The organism is Pantoea sp. EKM101V (assembly GCF_011800325.1).
Classification (GTDB): Bacteria; Pseudomonadota; Gammaproteobacteria; order Enterobacterales; family Enterobacteriaceae; genus Pantoea; species Pantoea anthophila.
Map to the genome: position 1 here is coordinate 146,616 of NZ_JAALFP010000001.1, position 19,470 is coordinate 166,085.

Consider the following 19,470-nt stretch of genomic DNA (forward strand, 5'->3'; position numbering starts at 1 on the left):
AAAAGTGCAGCAGATAGCCCGCTCTGTCGCCCTCGCATTTAATAATTTGCCGCGCCCCCACCGCGTAATGCTGGGTTCTTTAACTGTAGTCACTCTGGCCGTCGCTGTCTGGCGGCCTTATGTTTACCATCCCACCGATGACGTGACGCCTATCGTCAAAACGATCGAGCTGGACAAAAGTGAACTTCGTACGCTGCTGCCAGAAGCCAGTGAGCCTATCGATCAGAGCACACCGGAACCGGACGAAGAGCTGCCTGCGGATGATGTCGACACCGACGTGCCGGATACGGCAGGCGTGCATGACTACACCGTCTCTTCCGGCGATACGCTGAGCAGCGCCCTGAATCAGTATGGCATCGACATCGCTGACATCAATGCGCTGGTGGTGAGCGACCGCGACCTGCGAAATCTGCAGGTGGGTCAGCAGCTGAGCTGGACGCTGGATGATGATGGCGGTCTGAAAACCCTGAGCTGGGAAATCTCCCGTCGTGAAACCCGCACCTATGAGCGCACCCCGAAGGGTGGCTTTAAGATGGAAGCGGAGATGCAGAAGGGCGAATGGCGCAACAGTGTCATGCAGGGCGAAGTGCGTGGCAGTTTTGCTGCCAGTGCCATGCGGGCCGGACTGAGCGGCGCTGAAGCAAGCGCCGTCATCAAAGCGATGCAGTGGCAGATGGACTTCCGCAAGCTGCGTGCCGGTGATCAGTTCAGTGTTCTCATGTCGCGCGAAATGCTGGACGGTAAAAGTGCACAGAGCCAGTTGCTGGGCGTGCGCCTGCGCAGCGGGGGCAAAGACTATTACGCGTTCCGTGCCGAAGATGGCAAGTTCTACGATCGCAGCGGCTCCGGCCTGGCGCGCGGCTTTATGCGCTTCCCGACGGTTAAGCAGTATCGTGTCTCCTCCAACTTTAATCCGCGCCGTCTGAACCCTGTGACGGGGCGTATTGCGCCGCACAAGGGCGTCGACTTTGCACTGCCGATCGGCACGCCGGTACTGGCTGTCGGAGATGGCGAGATCGTCGTGGCGAAAAATGGCGGTGCCGCCGGTAACTATGTTGCCATTCGTCATGGCCGTCAGTATATGACGCGCTATATGCATATGAAGAAAGTGCTGGTGAAGCCGGGTCAGAAAGTGAAGCGCGGCGACCGTATCGGCTTGTCCGGTAATACCGGGCGTTCAACCGGGCCGCACCTGCATTTTGAAATCTGGATCAATAATCAGGCGGTCAATCCGTTAACGGCGAAACTGCCGCGCATGGAAGGCCTGACCGGTAAAGAGCGCAGCGAGTACCTGGCGCAGGTGAAATCCTGGCTGCCGCAGCTGGGCCTTAAGTAAGCGATTTTCATCAGGTTGCACAAAAACCGACGGTTTCCCCGTCGGTTTTTTGTTATCCGGACCGTGATGATTGCAAATTTGTTTGCCGCCACTATCATTAGCCGGTCATTGCTTGAGGCGAGTGCATGGAAACCCGTAAAAAAAATAACACTGAATTCATTCCCGTTTTTGAACGATCTTTTCTCAAACCGAAATACTGGGGCAGCTGGCTGGCGATTGGCGCACTGGCCGGCCTGGCTTATTTACCGCCAAAGGTGCGCGATCCGCTGTTAAGCCGCTTAGGCCGGTTCGCCGGTAAGCTGGCAAAGGGGGCGCGTCGTCGTGCGCTGATTAACCTCTATTACTGCCTGCCGGAACTCAGCGAAGCGCAACGCGCCACGCTGGTGGACGAAATGTTTGCGACAGCACCGCAGGCGATGACGATGATGACCGAGCTGGTGCTGCGCGATCCGGCCCGCATTCGTCAGCGTGTCGAATGGCATGGTCGTGAAATTATCGACCAGATGAAAGCCGCGCAGGAGAATGTGATTTTCCTGGTGCCCCACGGCTGGGCGGTAGATATTCCGGCCATGCTGCTGGCGTCAGAAGGGCAGAAGATGGCGGCGATGTTCCATAATCAGAGCGATCCGCTGCTCGATTATGCCTGGAATACCGCGCGTCGTCGTTTCGGTGGCCGGATGCATGCCCGAAATGATGGCATTAAGCCGTTTATCAGTTCGGTGCGCCAGGGCTACTGGGGCTACTATCTGCCCGATCAGGACCATGGCGCCGAGCACAGCGAGTTTGTTGACTTCTTCGCGACCTACAAAGCAACGCTGCCCGCAGTCGGGCGACTAATGAAAGTGTGTCGCGCCCGCGTGGTGCCGCTGTTCCCGGTCTATAACAGTGAGCGGCATATTCTTGAAATCTATGTGCGTCCGCCGATGGATGATCTGCTCGAAGCGGATGATCATCAGCTGGCTCGCCGGATGAATGAAGAGGTGGAAATTTTTGTCCGCCCGCATCCCGAGCAGTATACGTGGATCCTCAAGCTGCTGAAGACCCGCAAAGAGGGTGACATCGAACCCTACTCGCGCAAAGAGCTCTATCCACGCAAATAGTCAGAAGGCCGCGCAAGCGGCCTTTTTTTATAACGCGTCCAGTTTGCTGCGACGCTTTCGCTCGCGCATAAACAGGATCACCAGACCAAACCACAGCACGCCACTGATAAAGTTGATCAGGCAGAACCAGAGTGTGCCACCGCTGAAGTAGCCACTCTTCGCCAGCTCAATCCCCACTGCCAGCGTCAGAATACTGATCATCCCCAGCATCGCCGCCACGCTGCCTTTACCCTCATTGCTGGCGTACAGCGTCAGGCGATAGAGCCCGGCGTTCACCATGCCTGCACCAAAAGCGTAGAGGCTGAGACCGGCCGTAATCAGCAGATAGCCATGGCTGTTCAGCAGGCTCGCCACCAGTGCCAGGCTCAGACCGATCAGAATCGGCCAGGCAGCAAACTTTACCGGCTGCTCAATCGGCACACGTCCCGCCAGCTTACTCAGCGTCAGGTTACCGGCGATCATCGCCAAAAAGACCGGAAGCTGCAGCAGGGCATACTGCATCCGCGACAGGCCTTCGTCATGCATCAGGATCACCGGCGAGAGGGCAACCCAGGTGAGGATCGGGATAAAGACCATGCCGATGGCAAAAGAGCCGGACATCACCAGCCGATCCTTCATCAGCCGGCCATAGTTGCGCGCCAGGCTGGGCAGGGCGATAGAGTGACTGCGGTCGCCCGCGGTTTCGGGCATGACCCGCCACAGCACCGCAAACGCCACCAGGCTGCAGGCGGCAAACAGCCAGAACATGCTGCGCCAGCTGCCGACGGTCAGCCAGGCAGCACCGGCCAGCGGGCCGGCCAGGGGAGCCAGCAGCGCCACGTTGGCCATCAGCGCCATCATGCGCACCGCCAGCGCCTCATCAAAGGCTTCCTGAATCGCGGCATAACCCACTGCGCCAATAAAGCAGAGGCTGATGCCCTGAACAAAGCGCAGACTGACAAACTCTTCAATGGAGCTGACCCAGTTGGTCAGGATACAGGCGATGGCAAAAAACAGGATGCCGGCGAGCATCACCGGGCGGCGGCCAAACTTATCAGAGAGCGGGCCAAGCAGCCATTGCAGTACCACGCCGCCAATCAGGTAGGCGGTCAGTGAGGTGGAGACCCACTCCGGGCCGACAGCAAATTCGCTGGTGACGATCAGCATGCCCGGCTGGATCATGTCGTGAGCAATATAGGTGGCAAACTCAAACAGCACTAATGCCAGAGGGAAAAGCAGAATCCGGCCGGTCAGCTGGCTGATGGGTTGAAAACGGGCCATCTGGCCTCCTTGTCAGAAAAGAAAACGCGACTGGCTGGCAGTCGCGTTACTGATTCTACACTGACAATGTCAATCCGGGCTTAATTAATCCACGCGCAGCACGCGGCTGGTATTGGTCGTGCCGGTGGCACCCATCACATCACCCTGCGTCACGATGACCAGATCGCCGGATACCAGGAAACCTTTGTCACGCAGCAGATTGACGGCATCGTGTGCCGCAGCCACACCGTCATTGTTGCTGTCGAAGTAGACCGGGGTGACGCCGCGATAGAGCGCGGTGAGGTTCAGCGTGCGCTCATGGCGTGACATGGCAAAAATCGGCAGGCCTGAGGTAATGCGCGAGGTCATCAGCGGCGTACGGCCCGACTCGGTCATGGTGATGATCGCGGTCACGCCCTGCAGATGGTTCGCGGCGTACATGGATGACATCGCAATCGCTTCTTCGATGTTATCGAACTGCACGTCCAGACGGTGTTTGGAGACGTTAACGCTCGGGATCTTTTCCGCGCCCAGGCAGACTTTCGCCATCGCCGAGACGGTTTCAGCCGGATACTGGCCTGCGGCGGTCTCCGCGGAGAGCATCACGGCGTCGGTGCCATCCAGTACGGCGTTGGCCACGTCCATGACTTCGGCACGGGTCGGCATCGGATTGGTGATCATCGACTCCATCATCTGTGTCGCGGTGATGATGGTGCGGTTAAGCTGGCGGGCGCGGCGAATCAACGCCTTCTGAATGCCGACCAGTTCCGGGTCGCCAATTTCGACGCCCAGGTCGCCACGGGCCACCATCACCACGTCAGAGGCGAGAATGATATCATCCATCGCTTCCTGGCTGGCGACCGCCTCAGCCCGCTCCACCTTCGCGACCAGGCGGGCATCACAACCCGCTTCACGCGCCAGGCGACGCGCCAGGTTCATATCCTCGCCACAGCGCGGGAAGGAGACGGCCAGATAATCGACCTTGATTCTGGCGGCGGTAATAATGTCCGCCTTATCTTTTTCAGTCAGCGCTTCCGCCGACAGGCCGCCGCCCAGCTTGTTGATGCCTTTATTGTTCGACAGCGGGCCACCCACGGTGACTTCGGTGAAGACTTTCATGCCCTGAACTTCCAGCACTTTGAGCTGCACGCGGCCATCATCCAGCAGCAGGATATCGCCTGGCACCACATCTTCCGGCAGGCCTTTATAGTCGATGCCCACCCGCTCTTTATCGCCTTCACCTTTCCCCAGGGTGGCATCCAGCAGGAAGCGGTCGCCGATATTCAGGAAAACTTTGCCTTCTTTAAAAGTCGAAACACGAATTTTTGGCCCCTGGAGGTCGCCAAGGATCGCAACATGGCGGCCCAGTTTAGCGGCAATCTCACGCACTTTATCCGCACGAAGCTGGTGATCTTCTGGCGTGCCGTGAGAGAAATTGAGTCGTACAACGTTCGCGCCCGCCGCGATGATTTTTTCAAGATTATTGTCGCGATCGGTGGCCGGGCCGAGGGTAGTAACGATTTTGGTTCTTCTGAGACGTCTTGACATCGGGGACTCCGTAACATTTAAGCGTGTCCGGATCAGTGGACACAGCATGGTTATCTATTCTATATGATCGACAGCGTGTGATACGACTCACATTGTAAATGTGATGTTAATTTTTTTGCGGTGCATCCTCTTTCCCTGGAGACTGCTTTTCGTAACGCGACGCTTTCAGCGCCTCTTTCACGCGCTTCAGGTTTTCGCGGAACGGCGCACCCCGTTCAAGGGTAAAGCCGGTCGCTAACACATCGATCACGGTCAACTGCGCCAGGCGTGACACCATCGGCAAATAGACATCAGTATCTTCCGGGACATCAAGCACTAAAGCGATGGCGGCTTCATCGGCAAGGGGTGAATCGGGAGAGGTGATGGCAATAACGGTGGAACCGTTTACACGGGCCAGGCGAGCCAGTTCTACCATATTTTTTGTGCGCCCAGTATGTGAAATGAGAACAAAAACGTCACCGGCTCGACTATTTATGCAACTCATGCGCTGGATCACAATATCGTCAGACCAGATGACAGGAATATTAAAGCGCAGGAATTTGGTAAAGGCGTCATGGGCCACCACGGCGGAGGCGCCCAGACCGAAGAAAGCGACTTTATCGGCCTGCGCAAGCTGAGTGACCGCCTGCTGCAGCCGCGAACTCTCCAGCTGATCCCGAACCCGCTGCAGACCTGCCAGCGCGGAGCCAAAGATTTTGTGGCTGTAGTTCTCCACGCTGTCATCCTCCTCCACACCCCGGCTCACCCAGTTGCTGCTCTGTACCAGGCTTTGCGCCAGCTGCAGTTTAAAGTCGGGAAAACCGCGTGCGCCTAAACGGTGGCAGAAGCGGTTTACCGTAGGCTCACTGACGCAGGCTTCGCGTGCCAGAGTGGCAATGCTGGCGTGCATCGCCGCCTGCGGCGCCGCCAGAATCTGCCGGGCGACTTTCTGTTCCGCTTTACTCAGCGAAACGAGCTGCACCTCAATTTTTTCCAGCATGTTCATAAGCCGATGACCATTATCATTTTTAGCAATTTCAGAAATCCCTGTCGTCAGAGCTGATTAACAGAGACTATATCGCGTCAGCGGGGGGCGGGCGCAGTGACGGACAAGCCGATTTGCATTTTTTTTGGGATACTTTGACCCCGGGCAAATTTCACTGACACCCCCGGATACAGAAAAAACCGACAATCCGCACGCGTCATCACACCGGTTTTGCTTATCCGGTACAGAGTTAATGCGGTTAGCCCGGCGAGTCGGTTTACCTGGCGCAGGGAAAAAAGTACATTGTGCGGAAAGAAAATAATAACCTGGACCCGGTGGCAGAGGATGCATCACCACCGGACTATCCTGCAACGAGGAGAGGAAAATGGCGGTAACACAAACAGCCCAGGCATGCGATCTGGTGATTTTCGGTGCCAAAGGCGATCTTGCACGCCGTAAACTGTTGCCTTCACTGTACCAGTTAGAGAAAGCGGGTCAGATCCATGAGGAAACCCGCATTATTGGTGTCGGACGTGCTGAGTGGGACAAAGCGGAATACACCAAAGTGGTACGTGAAGCGCTGGAAACCTTCATGAAGGAGAAAGTTGACGAAGCGCTGTGGGATAAACTCAGCAACCGTCTCGACTTCTGCAACCTCGATGTCAACGACACCACGCACTTCCCTAAACTGGGTAAGATGCTCGATCAGAAAAACCGCACCACCATCAACTATTTCGCCATGCCGCCAAGCACCTTTGGTGCCATCTGTCAGGGACTGGGCACGGCGAAACTGAACGCCAAACCGGCGCGTGTTGTGATGGAGAAGCCGCTCGGCACCTCACTGGAAACCTCACAGGAGATCAACGACAGCGTTGGCGAATACTTCGATGAGAGCCAGGTGTTCCGTATTGACCACTATCTGGGCAAAGAGACGGTGCTAAACCTGCTGGCGCTGCGCTTCGCGAACTCCATCTTCGTGAACAACTGGGACAATCGCACCATTGACCACGTGCAGATCACCGTGGCCGAAGAGGTGGGTATCGAAGGCCGCTGGGGTTACTTCGACAAAGCGGGCCAGATGCGTGACATGATCCAGAACCATCTGTTGCAGATCCTGACCATGATCGCCATGTCGCCGCCGTCCGATCTCAGCGCAGACAGCATCCGCGATGAGAAAGTTAAAGTGCTGCGCTCGCTGCGTCGCATCGACCAGACCAACGTGCGTGAGAAAACCGTGCGCGGTCAGTACACCTCCGGCTTTGTACAGGGTAAAAAAGTCCCCGGCTATCTGGAGGAAGAGGGCGCCAACAAATCGAGCGCGACCGAGACTTTCGTGGCAATTCGCGTCGATATCGATAACTGGCGCTGGGCGGGTGTTCCGTTCTACCTGCGTACCGGTAAGCGTCTGCCAACCAAGTGTTCTGAAGTCGTGGTCTATTTCAAAAACCCTGAGATGAACCTGTTTAAAGACTCTTACTCAGAGCTGCCGCAGAACAAGCTGACTATTCGTCTGCAGCCGGACGAAGGGGTGGATATCGAAATTCTGAACAAAGTGCCAGGCCTCGACCACAAGCATAAGCTGCAGACCACCAAGCTCGATCTGAGCTACTCTGAGACGTTTAACCAGTCGCACCTGGCCGATGCTTATGAGCGTCTGCTGCTGGAGAGCATGCGCGGAATCCAGGCGCTGTTTGTGCGTCGCGATGAAGTTGAAGCGGCATGGACCTATGTCGACTCCATCATCAACGCCTGGGCTGCGGATGGTGACTCATCCAAACCGTATCAGGCTGGCACCTGGGGTCCGGTGGCCTCAGTCGCGATGATTACCCGCGATGGCCGTTCCTGGAACGAGTTCGAATAACCGTCGTCATGAAGAAGCCCGCAACGCGGGCTTTTTTTTTGCCCGTCATCCGACTGGCGCAGGCAGATAAAACTGAACTGCTGTTTCAAAATGAGAGCAGGGTAATGGACGCTCCGGAAGCCGATCATGTATGGTAGTGTCATCATTACAGGGCAGGAGCCGAGGCTCCGTGACCGGGCTGCTATCCCGGTGTTATTAATCAAGGGGAACTGATGAAAAACTGGAAGATGAGTGCTGAACAGATTCTGACCACCGGGCCTGTGGTGCCGGTCATCGTCGTGAATAAGCTGGAACATGCCGTGCCGATGGCAAAAGCGCTGGTGGCGGGCGGTGTCCGGGTGCTGGAAGTGACGCTGCGCACGCCCGTCGCGATGGAGGCATTGCGTGCGATGATCAAAGAGGTGCCGGAGGCGATTGTGGGGGCGGGAACCGTCATCAATCCGCAGCAGATTCAGCAGGTGACCGATGCCGGCGCGCAGTTTGTTATCAGTCCGGGGATTACGGAATCACTGCTGAAGGCCGCGGTGGAAGGGCCAGTTCCCCTGATTCCGGGTATCAGCACCGTCTCTGAACTCATGACCGGAATGGACTACGGTCTGCGCGAATTTAAGTTTTTCCCGGCCGAGGCGAATGGCGGTGTCAAAGCGCTGCAGGCCATTGGCGGGCCTTTCCCGCAGGTCCGTTTCTGCCCGACTGGCGGGATCTCTCCGGCAAACTACCGTGACTATCTGGCGCTGAAAAGCGTGCTCTGCATCGGCGGCTCCTGGCTGGTGCCGAATGATGCACTGGAAGCGGGCGACTGGGATCGCATCACCCGCCTGGCGCGTGAAGCCGTTGAAGGCGCGAAGTAAGCTGAAGCGGTGAGCGTCTGCTCACCGCACGCTGTTACCCCTGAACCGTCACCGCTGCTGCGCTGGCAACGGCACGCGCAATGGCCTCATCCGTCGTCTCACCGCTCGCCAGCGCCACGCCTAAACGACGTTGACCGCTGATCTCCGGCTTACCGAACAGGCGCAGTTGCAGACCGGCACCCAGCGCCGCTTCGACGTTGACGAACTGCACATTCTGGCTGGTCAGTTGCGGCAGGATAACGGCCGAGGCGGACGGACCATACTGACGAATTGCGCCAACCGGCAGACCCAGGAATGCCCGCACGTGCAGCGCAAACTCTGACAGATCCTGCGAAATCAGCGTGACCATGCCGGTATCATGGGGACGCGGTGACACTTCACTGAACACCACCTCATCGCCACAGACAAACAGCTCGACGCCGAACAGACCATAGCCACCCAGCGCCTTGACCACCTGCGCGGCAACCTCCTGGGCCCGCTGCAGCGCCACATCACTCATCTGCTGCGGCTGCCAGGATTCGCGGTAGTCGCCATCTTCCTGACGATGACCAATCGGCGCACAGAAATGGATGCCGTCAACGGCACTGATGGTGAGCAGGGTGATTTCAAAATCGAAGTTAACCACGCCCTCTACGATGACGCGACCGGCTCCGGCGCGGCCACCCTGCTGCGCATAGTCCCAGGCGCTGTCAAGCTGGCTGGCGTCACGGATAAAGCTCTGGCCTTTGCCGGAGGAGCTCATGACCGGTTTTACGATGCACGGAAAGCCAATCTCTGCAGCGGCTTCGTCAAAGCGCGCTTTACTGTCGGCAAAGCGATAGCGTGAGGTCGGCAGGGATAACTCTTCCGCAGCGAGGCGACGAATCCCTTCACGGTTCATGGTCAGCCGTGCGGCACGGGCTGTAGGGACCACGCGCTGGCCCTGCTGCTCCAGCTCAACCAGGGTATCCGTGGCGATAGCCTCAATTTCCGGCACCACAAAGTCAGGTTTCTCCTGCGCGATTAACGCAGCCAGGGCCGCACCATCCAGCATGTTGATCACATGGCTGCGATGCGCCACGTGCATGGCCGGGGCATCCGGGTAGCGATCGACCGCAATCACTTCCACACCCAGACGCTGACACTCCAGCGCCACCTCTTTACCCAGTTCACCCGAACCCAAAAGCATCACACGTGTTGCCGCCGGACGCAGCGCCGTTCCGAGAGTTGTCATACATTCACCTAAGCAGTCAAAATTCGCGCGCAAGTATAAACGAAAACGTTTGCGTTCTCACCCTTCGTCCATACAACGCCGCCATTTGCCTTACTTTTCCCGCTCTGACGTTTCCTGACAACCCTTTCGCCAGGATAGCAGGCTGACATCGTGAACAGGAGCGGATGATGAACAACTGGTTGCAACAGATTCAGTCGGTACTGGCGAAGAAGGGCGGTGACGGTAAATCGGGCGGAGGCCTGAGCGATATGCTGGCACCAGGCGCACTGGGGGGGCTAGCCGCAATGCTGATCAGCAGTAAGTCTTCCCGCAAACTGCTGACGAAATATGGCGGCCAGGCGCTGATTATCGGCGGCGGGGCGGCGGCGGGTGCGGTACTGTGGAACAAATACAAACAGCGGGTCAGCGACGCGCATCAGAGTGAACCGGACTTCGGCGTGTCGCAGACACCGGTCGATCTGCGCGCTGAGCGTCTGGTCACGGCGCTGGTGTTTGCCGCCAAAAGCGACGGACACATCGACGATCAGGAGCGTGCCGCTATTGAGCAGAATATTCATCAGTCCGGCTACGGTCAGGATGCGGAAAAGCTGATCCAGAAAGCGATGAATCGCCCGCTGGATCCGCAGTGGCTGGCCGCTGACGTGAAGAACGAGGAAGAGGCGCTGGAGCTCTATTTCCTCAGCTGCGCCGCCATTGACGTCGATCATTTCATGGAACGCAGCTACCTCTCTGCGCTGGGTGACGCGCTGAAAATCCCTCAGGATGTCCGCGACGGCATTCAGCAGGATATCCAGGCCGAAAAAGCCCGTCTTCCGGCCAGTTAACTTCTCCTGGCGGGCCTCAGAAGAGGCCCCGCCTGCCGCCGCTTCCTCGCTGCCCCCTGGCTTCCCGCCACTTAAGTGTTACGCTTACAGATCATGACGTTCACGGAGACGGATGGATGAAAGCTCCCATTGCAAAAAAAATTCCTCATGAAATGACGCTGCATGGCGAGACGCGCGTCGACAACTATTACTGGCTGCGCGACGATAAGCGCGAAAACAGCGAAGTGCTTGATTACCTGCGTGCCGAAAATAATTACGGCAAAAAAGTCATGTCGTCGCAGCAGCCGCTGCAGGACCGGGTATTAAAAGAGATCATCGACCGGCTGCCACCGGAAGATCACTCAGTGCCCTATGTCAAAAACGGCTACCGCTATCAGAGTCGTTATCAGAGCGGCAATGAGTATCCAGCCTATTACCGTCAGCCCGCGGCGAGCGAGGAGTCAGCGGAGTGGACCCTGCTGCTGGATGCCAACCAGCGCGCGTCACACAGCGACTTTTACACCATGGGCGCGCTGCATATCAGCCCGGACAACCGCGTGATGGCGCTGGCCGAGGACTTTCTCTCGCGCCGCCAGTATGGCATCCGCTTCCGCAACCTTGAGAGCGGAAGCTGGTATCCTGAAGTGCTGAGCAACGCCTCCTCAAGCTTCGCCTGGGGTAACGACTCCCGTACGCTCTACTACGTGCGGAAACACCCGCAGACGCTGCTCTCTTATCAGGTCTGGCGACACGAGCTGGGATCGCCGCAGTCTGATGATCAGCTGGTTTATGAAGAGCAGGATGACACCTATCATCTGAGCGTCCACAAGACCACCTCAAAGCAGTTCATCATGATTGCGCTCTACAGTACCAACACCAGCGAGATTCAGCTGATCGATGCTGATTTCCCCGATGCGCAGCCGCATGTGTTTCTGCCGCGCCGCCGCGATCATGAATACAGCATCGATCACTACGAGCATCAGTTCTTTATCCGGTCTAACCGGAAAGGCGAAAACTTCGGGCTCTATCGCAGCCGTTATCTGGATGAATCCCGCTGGGAGACCCTCATCCCGGCGCGTGAAAACGTAGTGATGGAAGATTTCCAGCTGTTCCGCGACTGGCTGGTGGTTGAAGAGCGCCAGCGCGGCCTGACCAGCCTGCGGCAGATTAACTGGGCCAGCGGCGAAACAAGTGGCATCGCCTTTGACGATCCCACTTACGTCACCTGGCTGGCTTACAATCCGACGCCGCGCACCAGCAAACTGCGCTACGGTTACTCCTCAATGACCACACCGACCACGCTGTTTGAGCTGGATATGGACACGGGTGAGCGCCGCATCCTGAAGCAGAGCGCGGTCAAAGGGTTCAACGCCGATGATTACAAAAGCGAGCACCACTGGATAAAAGTCAGCGATGGCACCGAAGTGCCGGTGTCGCTGGTCTATCATCGCAGACACTACCAGCCCGGCCAGAATCCTATGCTGGTCTATGGCTATGGCGCCTATGGCAGCAGCATGGATGCCGATTTCAGCGTCAGCCGTCTGAGCCTGCTGGATCGCGGTTTTGTGTTTGCCCTGATTCAGGTGCGCGGCGGCGGGGAGCTGGGGCAGCAGTGGTATGACGGCGGTCGCCTGCTGAACAAAATGAACAGCTTCACGGATTTCATCGACGTGACCAATGCGCTGGTGGCGCGCGGGATAGGGCATCCGGAACGTCTCTACGCCATGGGCGGCAGCGCAGGCGGCTTACTGATGGGCGGGGTGATCAACATGGCACCGCAGCGCTTCCATGGCGTTGTGGCGCAGGTTCCTTTTGTGGATGTTGTCACCACCATGCTCGATGAGTCGATCCCGCTGACGACCGGCGAATATGATGAGTGGGGCAATCCCGGCGATCCGGAGTACTACCGCTACATCCGCCAGTACAGTCCCTATGACAACATTGAGGCAAAAGCCTATCCGCATCTGCTGGTCACCACCGGCCTGCACGATTCGCAGGTTCAGTACTGGGAACCGGCCAAATGGGTAGCGAAACTGAGGTCGATGAAAACCGATAATAATCTGCTGCTGCTCTGCACCGATATGGATGCCGGACACGGCGGCAAATCGGGGCGCTTTAAAGCCTATGAAGGGATTGCGATGGAGTATGCCTTCCTGCTGGGGCTGGCGCAGGGCACCCTGCCCCCGGCAGAGGATTACTGAGGCTCGGTCAGGTATTTACGCAGCGCCTGCCGCAGTGGCGGGCGCAGATCGCTGACGTTATCCAGCATCCACTTCAGATAGCCCGGATCCTTGCGCGCCACCACCGCAATCGCCTGACCACGGTATTTGCCGAACGGCAGAATGTCGTCGCGCTGGGCCGCCGGTTGTGAGCGCACAATCATCTCGGAGGCGTTCCAGCCCGAAGTCTCCATAATGCGGATCAGCAGAGCCGCCGTCACATAGCAGTCATAGAGCGCGCGGTGCGCATGCAGATCGGCTGGCGGGGTAACATCCAGCTTCAGGGAATGACGCAGGGCCTGGTTGCCATATTTGATGCCCGGCCAGAGCTGACGCGCCAGCTGCATGGTGCAGATCCACTCGCCAAACATCTCCGGCAGCATCCGGCGATCAAAGCTGGCGTTATGCGCCACATAGAAGGCACTGCCGTAGTAGCGCGGGATCGCCTCTTCGATGGTCGGTTTTCCGGCCACCATCGCTTCTGTGATGCGGTGCACGGCCATCGCCTGACGGCTGATGGGGCGGTCAGGCAGGATGAGATCGCTCATCGGATTTACAATCTGGCCATCGACCACATCGACGGAGGCCACTTCCACCACGCCACCCTGCAGGCCGCAGGTTTCGGTATCAATTACACGAAACATCATTGCTTCATCTTCGGTTCGTAAGGAAGGCGTGACAGGCTGAGTGACGCCTGGCGGTAATGCATCAGACGCTGACGAAACCAGTCACGCAGCGCTTCGGGCTGCTCCTGCGCCACCATCTCGGCAACCACCGGCATGTTATAGCGCTCTTTAAACGCCACGCCCGCAGCCGCTAAATCGACGTTTAACTTATCTTTCTCGTCCTGGGACAGCAGGGCAAGGTTATGGCTCATAATATTCTCCTGATGACAGGGGGCAAAAGTAATGTTTTCGCCGGTCTGAATCAAGGATTAAGGATCGCATTGCTGGCCTCGACAGTGCAAATGCAGCAGCGTATCCTTTTGCCTCGTTTATCGCCCTGGCGGCGGCTAAAAGGATGATCTGATGCAGAAAAAACACATTTCCCGCATGGTTATTACGCTGGTGGCAGCTGGTGCGATGGCATTCAGCTCGCTGGCAGCTGCGCATGCCCATCTCCGCGCCTCCACGCCGGCGGCCAAAGCAGAAGTAACGACCGCTACCGATGTGCTGACGCTGACTTTCACTGAAGAGATTGAGCCCGCGTTCAGCGGCGTTACGCTGCTTGACGATCATCAGAAGCCTGTTGCGACGGAGAAGGCGCGCGTAACGTCCGGCCACAAAGATCGGCTGATTGTCAGCCTGCCTCAGCCACTGAAAGCGGGGCACTATCAGGTTAACTGGCATGTCCTGTCGGTGGACGGACATAAAACCGCAGGAAGCTACCGCTTCAGCGTGAAGTAAGCGTCGTGACGACCCTCTGGCCAGCGCTGCGCGCGCTCCATTTTGCTGCCGTGATGCTGCTGACCGCCAGTGCCTGCTACAGCGCGCTGCTGGCACCAGAACGTTATCGCTCACAACTGGCGCGGCGACTCAATCCGCTGGTAAACGGAAGTGCGTGGCTGGCCTTGCCCAGCGCGCTGGCGATGCTGGCCTGCCAGAATGTGCTGATGAGTGGCGACAGCGCCAATCTGCTTCAGCCTGACATCTGGCTGGCGGTGCTGGGCACCCATTTCGGTGCGGTGTGGCAGTGGGAAATCGTGTTCAGCGTGCTCGCCGTGTCGGCGTTGTTACTGACCGCGCAACTGCGCCAGCAGGCCTTACTGCTGGCAGGCGTGCTGCAACTGGCCTGTATGGCCCTGACGGGGCATGCCGCGATGCGGGAAGGCTGGCCGGGCCTGCTGCATCAGATCAACCATGCGCTGCACCTGATTGCGGCAGCGTTCTGGGTGGGGGGACTTGTTCCGCTTCTGCTGCTGATGCGCGAAGCGCGCCAGATTGATCGCCGCACCGATGCGATCCGCACCATGATGCGCTTTTCGCGCTACGGTCATCTGGCGGTCGCGTTAACGCTGCTGACCGGCGGGGTGAACAGCCTGATGATCCTGGGCTGGCCGCTGACGTGGCACGCATCCCGCTATAGTCTGTTATTGCTGGGGAAAGTGCTGCTGGTGGCCCTGATGGTGGGAGTGGCGCTGATTAACCGTTACTGGCTGGTACCGCGTTTCCGCGTCGCGGGTAGCGGCACCCAGCAAAAATTTATCCGCATGACGCAGCTCGAACTGCTGCTGGCGTGTGGCGTGGTTGGGCTGGTCAGCGTGTTTGCCACGCTGTCGCCAGCCTGAATGTGATTTAAGAGAGAAAAGGGCAGTTATGTTGCTGAAGAAAGTGGTCCCCGCAATCCTGTTATTATCTGTATGCGGCCAGGCGCTGGCGGCACAAATCATTACCGTCAGCCGCTTTGAGATTGGTAAAGATAAGTGGCCGTTTAATCGTGAAGAGGTGATGCTGACCTGCGAGAAAGACGGTGCCATGTTTGCCATCAACCCGAGCACGCTGATGCAATACCCGCTGAACGACAAAGCGGATGCACTGTTTAAAAGCAACCAGGTGAAAGCACAGCCGATCAGCGTGATCCAGAGCGAGGATAAAGCGCATCCGGGCCAGATGATGAGCCTGCAGCCGATTGTTGAGCGCACTCAGGCGCTGTGCGGTAAATAAGCCTGCCGGGTGCAGCATCACGCTGCGCCCGACTGTTTTTTGCCGTTGCGATCACAAACTGATCCTGTTTATGGCCCCGTGCGGTGCCTCAGCTGGCAATTCCTCCGCGCTGTTCTAATCTTAAGTTGCAAGGCGTTATCGCCTTCATAAATGCCAACTTTTAGCGCACGGCTCCTTGAGAGCCATTTCCCTGGACCGAATATAGGAATCGTATTCGGTCTTTTTTTGTTTAATTTATATTGAATTTTTCATCGGTGCGAAAAATATCCCGAACCTGTCCTGTTCAAATTATTCCCATCACTTATTTCTTACCCAATATATTGAGACGCTTTTTCGTTATAATAAGTTATTTTTAGCGAAGAGTTTTTGCGCAAAATACTCCCCATATGCCACCTCATACCCTCGCCTGACAGACCTTAGTATATCGTGAAATGTTCAACGCATATGGCATAACCGTGCCCCGCTTTCTGCCCTCTGTCGTATTGACAGAAATTTTTCAGGCGACTGAGACCCACGTCTCACTTCAGGTGAAGATGGCTTCACAGCATCTCTGCCGACATTATCTGCGCTGGCTCAAGCTGTTTCACCCGTTGGCGCTGCACGACCCGAACGTTCCGCAGCGGACAACGAAGTCATCAGTCAGGCATCTTTAAAGATAAGGACATAGGTCTGATCAGACAGAAGAGGCACTTAGTTTTAAAGGTGTTCAGGGGGAAAGGGAAGGTGTGCGATCAAAGTTTGGTGATAAGCTATCAGGTAATGATCGTTTTATCTTCCTGTGGCACTATAAAACAGCCATTGTCATAAACGAGGGATTGAGTATGACTTCAGGAACAGCAGCGAGGCAGGAACCCGGACGTTACTATACATTTGAGTCGAGATTGCCTGAGGGCGTTTTTTTTGAGTTTCGTCCCAGTCATTTGCCCCGAAACGCAAAGCCTGTAACCGATGAAACCAGTGGTATGTGTATCGGATACACGGTCGCACAGGCTCCGGGATTATGGCAGATTTATGATGTCCAGGGGCATTTTGTCAGGCTGGAAGAAGCACCACTTGAAACACCATTATTTGATCCAACTGATATTGCCCTTTTTGGATTAGGGGTTTTCCGTATTCTTCGAACGGGACGAGTTCTGTTTGAATCAGGGGCACGAGCGACACTTTCAGCAAAAATTAGTCAGGGTACGGTATCTCTTTTGCGAGGGCGGCTAAAATTCGGTCTGCATGCGCGCAGTCTCAAAATGACGGAAGCAGTCGCAAAGCATATGTACGATCCTGCTCGATATGTTCCTTTGCAAATTCAGGAAAAAACTATTCGTTATGGCAAGCGCATGCCAGATCCTCGTGAAGGAAAAGGAATGTTCCGTTACGAAACAGATATCTATAAATTGCGCTTCGATAAGCACCGTCGGGAGTATGTTTATCAGAAGTACAGATTTGAGGTGATTGTCAGAGAATCTGACTGGACAATATCTCATTTTAAATATTTTTATTAACTAACAGGAATATTTCCATGTTTGATCTCAGGAGTGAAGAATTTACTTTCGCAATCGCGCCTTATGAACGCGTGGTGGAGAATGAAGTCGATCCTGTTAACCATAACTGGGACTGGATAAAGTCCTGGGTAGAATTCTCGGTAAGCGGCCTTAACTTAGCGTTTAAAACGGAATTTACCGTTGGAGAATTGAAACTATTGAAAAAAGAATTTTCAGCTTTTCAGCAGGCGATAATTAATCAGCAAAAGCTTAAATCGTTCACATATCAGAGTGATATTCATCAGCTTGATATGATAGTGAAAAATGAAAACAGTATTGATAGTGTCACGATTGAATTTATTCTTCGCCCGGAGCCCCATGCCGACAGTGTTCAGGTTAAAGGCAGTTTTGGCCTTGATGAAACCTATTTTCCTGATATTTTAAAGCGACTTGATGAAATGATTGAATGGCAGAATTAGGCTGATTATTCATTACATCTATTTCCTCTCATGCACGAGAACTATCACCGCAACTACTGGACGCGCCGGATTGCCAGGTGATGCAGAGGTTACAACGATACTAAGACTGAAGCGGCGCTGAGGTAGCAGGATGTCACTCATGAGCTCTGAAGCTAAACGAGGTCGGTCAGCGCGCCGGTTTCCTGCTTTTACTCGATCAACCCGCCGTCAGGAAATGACCAGCGCAGCGCATCGGCCGAGGCTGACGGAGCCGGATTGTCATCGAATAAAATACCCGGCAGTACAAAGCCGGTATCGAGTTTAACGCCGAGGCAAAGAACAAGCACCTACTCACCCACTAAAGGTGCATTCCTGGCGAGAGTTTTAACCGCGCGGGCGCTCAGCCAGTGCAGCAGTGGGTTGTGTTTTTTCCCCTATCGACACGGCACAGACCGCTATCAAAATTGAAGGCCGATGCGTATCAGATTGCACAGCAGGCGCAGAATTTCTGTGATTTGTGTATCCATAAATGCATAATCTAATTCTTCAATTTTTTTCGATAACATGGCGTTGTTTGTCTATGGATGAGCGCATAGAAATGAACAGGAAGGTAAAATGAAAAGCTTTTTCAATGATCAAAATTTCAAAGCATCCATTACTACCTATATAAAGGTAATAAAGAAACAACCTACCCAAGGCGAGTTTGAAGAAAAAAGGAATAGCTTTATAAGTTGGTTATTAAGCGATATGGTTACAAATCCAATATCTTGGGATGAAAAAACGCCGTTCAATAAAAAATTTATCTCTCACCATTTTAAAAAACGTATTGAAGAAGCTGATATGAGTAAGGAGAGTATAGATCAGCTGTATTCGATTGTTTTTCGCTTTGCTGTTGAGGAACACATTAATCACCCTTACGATGATGATGATATTGATTTCATCGAATTGAAGGAGTTCAGTCGCCTACATTTAAACTTTTTCTCACAGACAGCTTCCGGTCAAATTGAATTCGCACTTTCTGACATGGGTTTGTCCATATTGAGACATCTTATGACTAGCGAAGAACTCTCAGATATAAAAAAAACCGGCGACTTCAAAAAATCAATCGAGCAACTACATGTCGACTGGAATGCAGAGCTTGATAAGCAAAAAATCGAGACTGACTCTGTTAGAAAAAAATGGAAAAGTGATCTGGAGGAAACTGAAGATAGGGTGAATCAACTTCAAGAAACGCTAATTAATCAAAGGAATGCATTTAACTTTGTTGGCTTATATCGTGGTTTCGAATCCTTAAGTGATACAAAAGTGAAACAACTTTATTGGGCTAGATTATTTTTGGTCGGACTTGGCTTGTTAGTTCTTGGGGTTATCTTCTTTGAAATAGTTTCTTTTCATAAAGCTAAGGAAGAAAATAATGGACTGCATGATTATCTTTCTCTTATACCTGTCTCATCTTTGGTTCTAGTGTTGATATATTACTTTAGGGTAAGCCTTATGAATTTCAACTCAATACGAGCACAAATAATGCAGATAGAGTTAAGAAAAAGTCTTTGTCAGTTCATCCAAAACTATGCTGACTACAGTAGCAGCATTAAAAGTAAGGATAGTAACTTACTTGATAAGTTTGAAGACATAATTTTCTCGAATATTATGTCCTCTGAAGACAAAATACCTTCGACTTTTGACGGACTTGAACAAATAGTTTCTTTAATAAATGCAGTAAAAAACAAAGGGAAATAA

19 protein-coding genes are annotated in these 19,470 nt (G+C 54.8%); 12 read left to right on the forward strand and 7 right to left on the reverse strand.

The features are described 5' to 3' along the window. The first annotated feature begins 4 nt into the window (after window positions 1–4). On the forward strand, window positions 5–1,336 hold the full coding sequence (gene mepM / locus HFD92_RS00765; RefSeq protein ID WP_046101985.1) for a murein DD-endopeptidase MepM: 1,332 nt from the start codon (window positions 5–7) through the stop codon (window positions 1,334–1,336). Between the two features lie 125 nt (window positions 1,337–1,461). Then, window positions 1,462–2,436 carry a lauroyl-Kdo(2)-lipid IV(A) myristoyltransferase gene (lpxM, locus tag HFD92_RS00770; RefSeq protein ID WP_111207757.1) on the forward strand — a complete coding sequence of 325 codons (975 nt, stop codon included), beginning with the start codon at window positions 1,462–1,464 and terminating at the stop codon, window positions 2,434–2,436. A 27-nt stretch (window positions 2,437–2,463) separates the two neighbouring features. On the opposite strand, the gene HFD92_RS00775 is transcribed toward lpxM, so the two are convergent. The 3 genes from HFD92_RS00775 to HFD92_RS00785 all read right to left on the reverse strand — a co-directional run bounded on the left by HFD92_RS00775 (window position 2,464) and on the right by HFD92_RS00785 (window position 6,208). Then, window positions 2,464–3,696 carry an MFS transporter gene (locus HFD92_RS00775; protein ID WP_167428105.1) on the reverse strand — a complete coding sequence of 411 codons (1,233 nt, stop codon included), beginning with the start codon at window positions 3,694–3,696 and terminating at the stop codon, window positions 2,464–2,466. 84 nt (window positions 3,697–3,780) lie between these two features. Continuing rightward, on the reverse strand, window positions 3,781–5,223 hold the full coding sequence (pyk, locus tag HFD92_RS00780; protein WP_009089741.1) for a pyruvate kinase: 1,443 nt from the start codon (window positions 5,221–5,223) through the stop codon (window positions 3,781–3,783). Between the two features lie 106 nt (window positions 5,224–5,329). After that, complete coding sequence (locus tag HFD92_RS00785; RefSeq protein ID WP_167428106.1) at window positions 5,330–6,208, reverse strand: MurR/RpiR family transcriptional regulator; 879 nt, start codon at window positions 6,206–6,208, stop codon at window positions 5,330–5,332. A 364-nt stretch (window positions 6,209–6,572) separates the two neighbouring features. On the opposite strand from HFD92_RS00785, the gene zwf reads away from it, so the two are divergent. Both zwf and HFD92_RS00795 read left to right on the forward strand, forming a co-directional pair. Beyond that, window positions 6,573–8,048, forward strand: coding sequence for a glucose-6-phosphate dehydrogenase (gene zwf / locus HFD92_RS00790; RefSeq protein WP_009089746.1), 1,476 nt, complete (start codon window positions 6,573–6,575; stop codon window positions 8,046–8,048). A gap of 212 nt (window positions 8,049–8,260) precedes the next feature. Further along, a complete protein-coding gene (locus HFD92_RS00795) occupies window positions 8,261–8,899 on the forward strand; it encodes a bifunctional 4-hydroxy-2-oxoglutarate aldolase/2-dehydro-3-deoxy-phosphogluconate aldolase (RefSeq protein WP_167428107.1) in 639 nt (212 codons plus the stop codon). A 34-nt stretch (window positions 8,900–8,933) separates the two neighbouring features. Here the strand turns inward: HFD92_RS00795 and purT are convergent, their stop codons facing one another. Further along, a complete protein-coding gene (gene purT, locus HFD92_RS00800; RefSeq protein ID WP_154928258.1) occupies window positions 8,934–10,112 on the reverse strand; it encodes a formate-dependent phosphoribosylglycinamide formyltransferase in 1,179 nt (392 codons plus the stop codon). A gap of 167 nt (window positions 10,113–10,279) precedes the next feature. On the opposite strand from purT, the gene HFD92_RS00805 reads away from it, so the two are divergent. Both HFD92_RS00805 and HFD92_RS00810 read left to right on the forward strand, forming a co-directional pair. Beyond that, the gene (locus HFD92_RS00805; RefSeq protein ID WP_046101979.1) at window positions 10,280–10,936 is read left to right on the forward strand and encodes a tellurite resistance TerB family protein; all 657 of its coding nucleotides are present in this window, start codon (window positions 10,280–10,282) and stop codon (window positions 10,934–10,936) included. Window positions 10,937–11,052: 116 nt separating this feature from the next. Next, on the forward strand, window positions 11,053–13,116 hold the full coding sequence (locus tag HFD92_RS00810) for a prolyl oligopeptidase family serine peptidase (RefSeq protein WP_167428108.1): 2,064 nt from the start codon (window positions 11,053–11,055) through the stop codon (window positions 13,114–13,116). On the opposite strand, the gene exoX is transcribed toward HFD92_RS00810, so the two are convergent. Continuing rightward, window positions 13,110–13,781: an exodeoxyribonuclease X gene (gene exoX / locus HFD92_RS00815; RefSeq protein WP_181161900.1), complete on the reverse strand. Its 672-nt coding sequence runs from the start codon at window positions 13,779–13,781 to the stop codon at window positions 13,110–13,112. The two genes, HFD92_RS00810 and exoX, sit on opposite strands and share 7 nt — an antisense overlap. Then, complete coding sequence (locus tag HFD92_RS00820) at window positions 13,778–14,011, reverse strand: DNA polymerase III subunit theta (protein WP_046101977.1); 234 nt, start codon at window positions 14,009–14,011, stop codon at window positions 13,778–13,780. The genes exoX and HFD92_RS00820 overlap by 4 nt, the downstream gene beginning before the upstream one ends. A 151-nt stretch (window positions 14,012–14,162) precedes the next feature. On the opposite strand from HFD92_RS00820, the gene copC reads away from it, so the two are divergent. From copC to HFD92_RS00845, 5 genes are all read left to right on the forward strand, one after another. Next, on the forward strand, window positions 14,163–14,540 hold the full coding sequence (gene copC / locus HFD92_RS00825) for a copper homeostasis periplasmic binding protein CopC (protein ID WP_167428109.1): 378 nt from the start codon (window positions 14,163–14,165) through the stop codon (window positions 14,538–14,540). Between the two features lie 5 nt (window positions 14,541–14,545). Then, window positions 14,546–15,421 carry a copper homeostasis membrane protein CopD gene (gene copD / locus HFD92_RS00830; protein WP_167428110.1) on the forward strand — a complete coding sequence of 292 codons (876 nt, stop codon included), beginning with the start codon at window positions 14,546–14,548 and terminating at the stop codon, window positions 15,419–15,421. A gap of 28 nt (window positions 15,422–15,449) precedes the next feature. After that, window positions 15,450–15,797, forward strand: coding sequence for a YebY family protein (locus tag HFD92_RS00835; protein ID WP_009089760.1), 348 nt, complete (start codon window positions 15,450–15,452; stop codon window positions 15,795–15,797). Window positions 15,798–16,522: 725 nt separating this feature from the next. Next, a complete protein-coding gene (locus tag HFD92_RS00840; protein ID WP_255461680.1) occupies window positions 16,523–17,293 on the forward strand; it encodes a hypothetical protein in 771 nt (256 codons plus the stop codon). 17 nt (window positions 17,294–17,310) lie between these two features. Beyond that, window positions 17,311–17,751, forward strand: a complete 441-nt coding sequence (locus HFD92_RS00845) for a hypothetical protein (protein WP_167428111.1) — start codon at window positions 17,311–17,313, stop codon at window positions 17,749–17,751. 188 nt (window positions 17,752–17,939) lie between these two features. Here HFD92_RS00845 and HFD92_RS21720 read toward each other — a convergent pair whose 3' ends face one another. Continuing rightward, window positions 17,940–18,077: a hypothetical protein gene (locus tag HFD92_RS21720; RefSeq protein WP_255461681.1), complete on the reverse strand. Its 138-nt coding sequence runs from the start codon at window positions 18,075–18,077 to the stop codon at window positions 17,940–17,942. A gap of 268 nt (window positions 18,078–18,345) precedes the next feature. On the opposite strand from HFD92_RS21720, the gene HFD92_RS00855 reads away from it, so the two are divergent. Further along, a complete protein-coding gene (locus HFD92_RS00855; RefSeq protein ID WP_167428112.1) occupies window positions 18,346–19,470 on the forward strand; it encodes a hypothetical protein in 1,125 nt (374 codons plus the stop codon).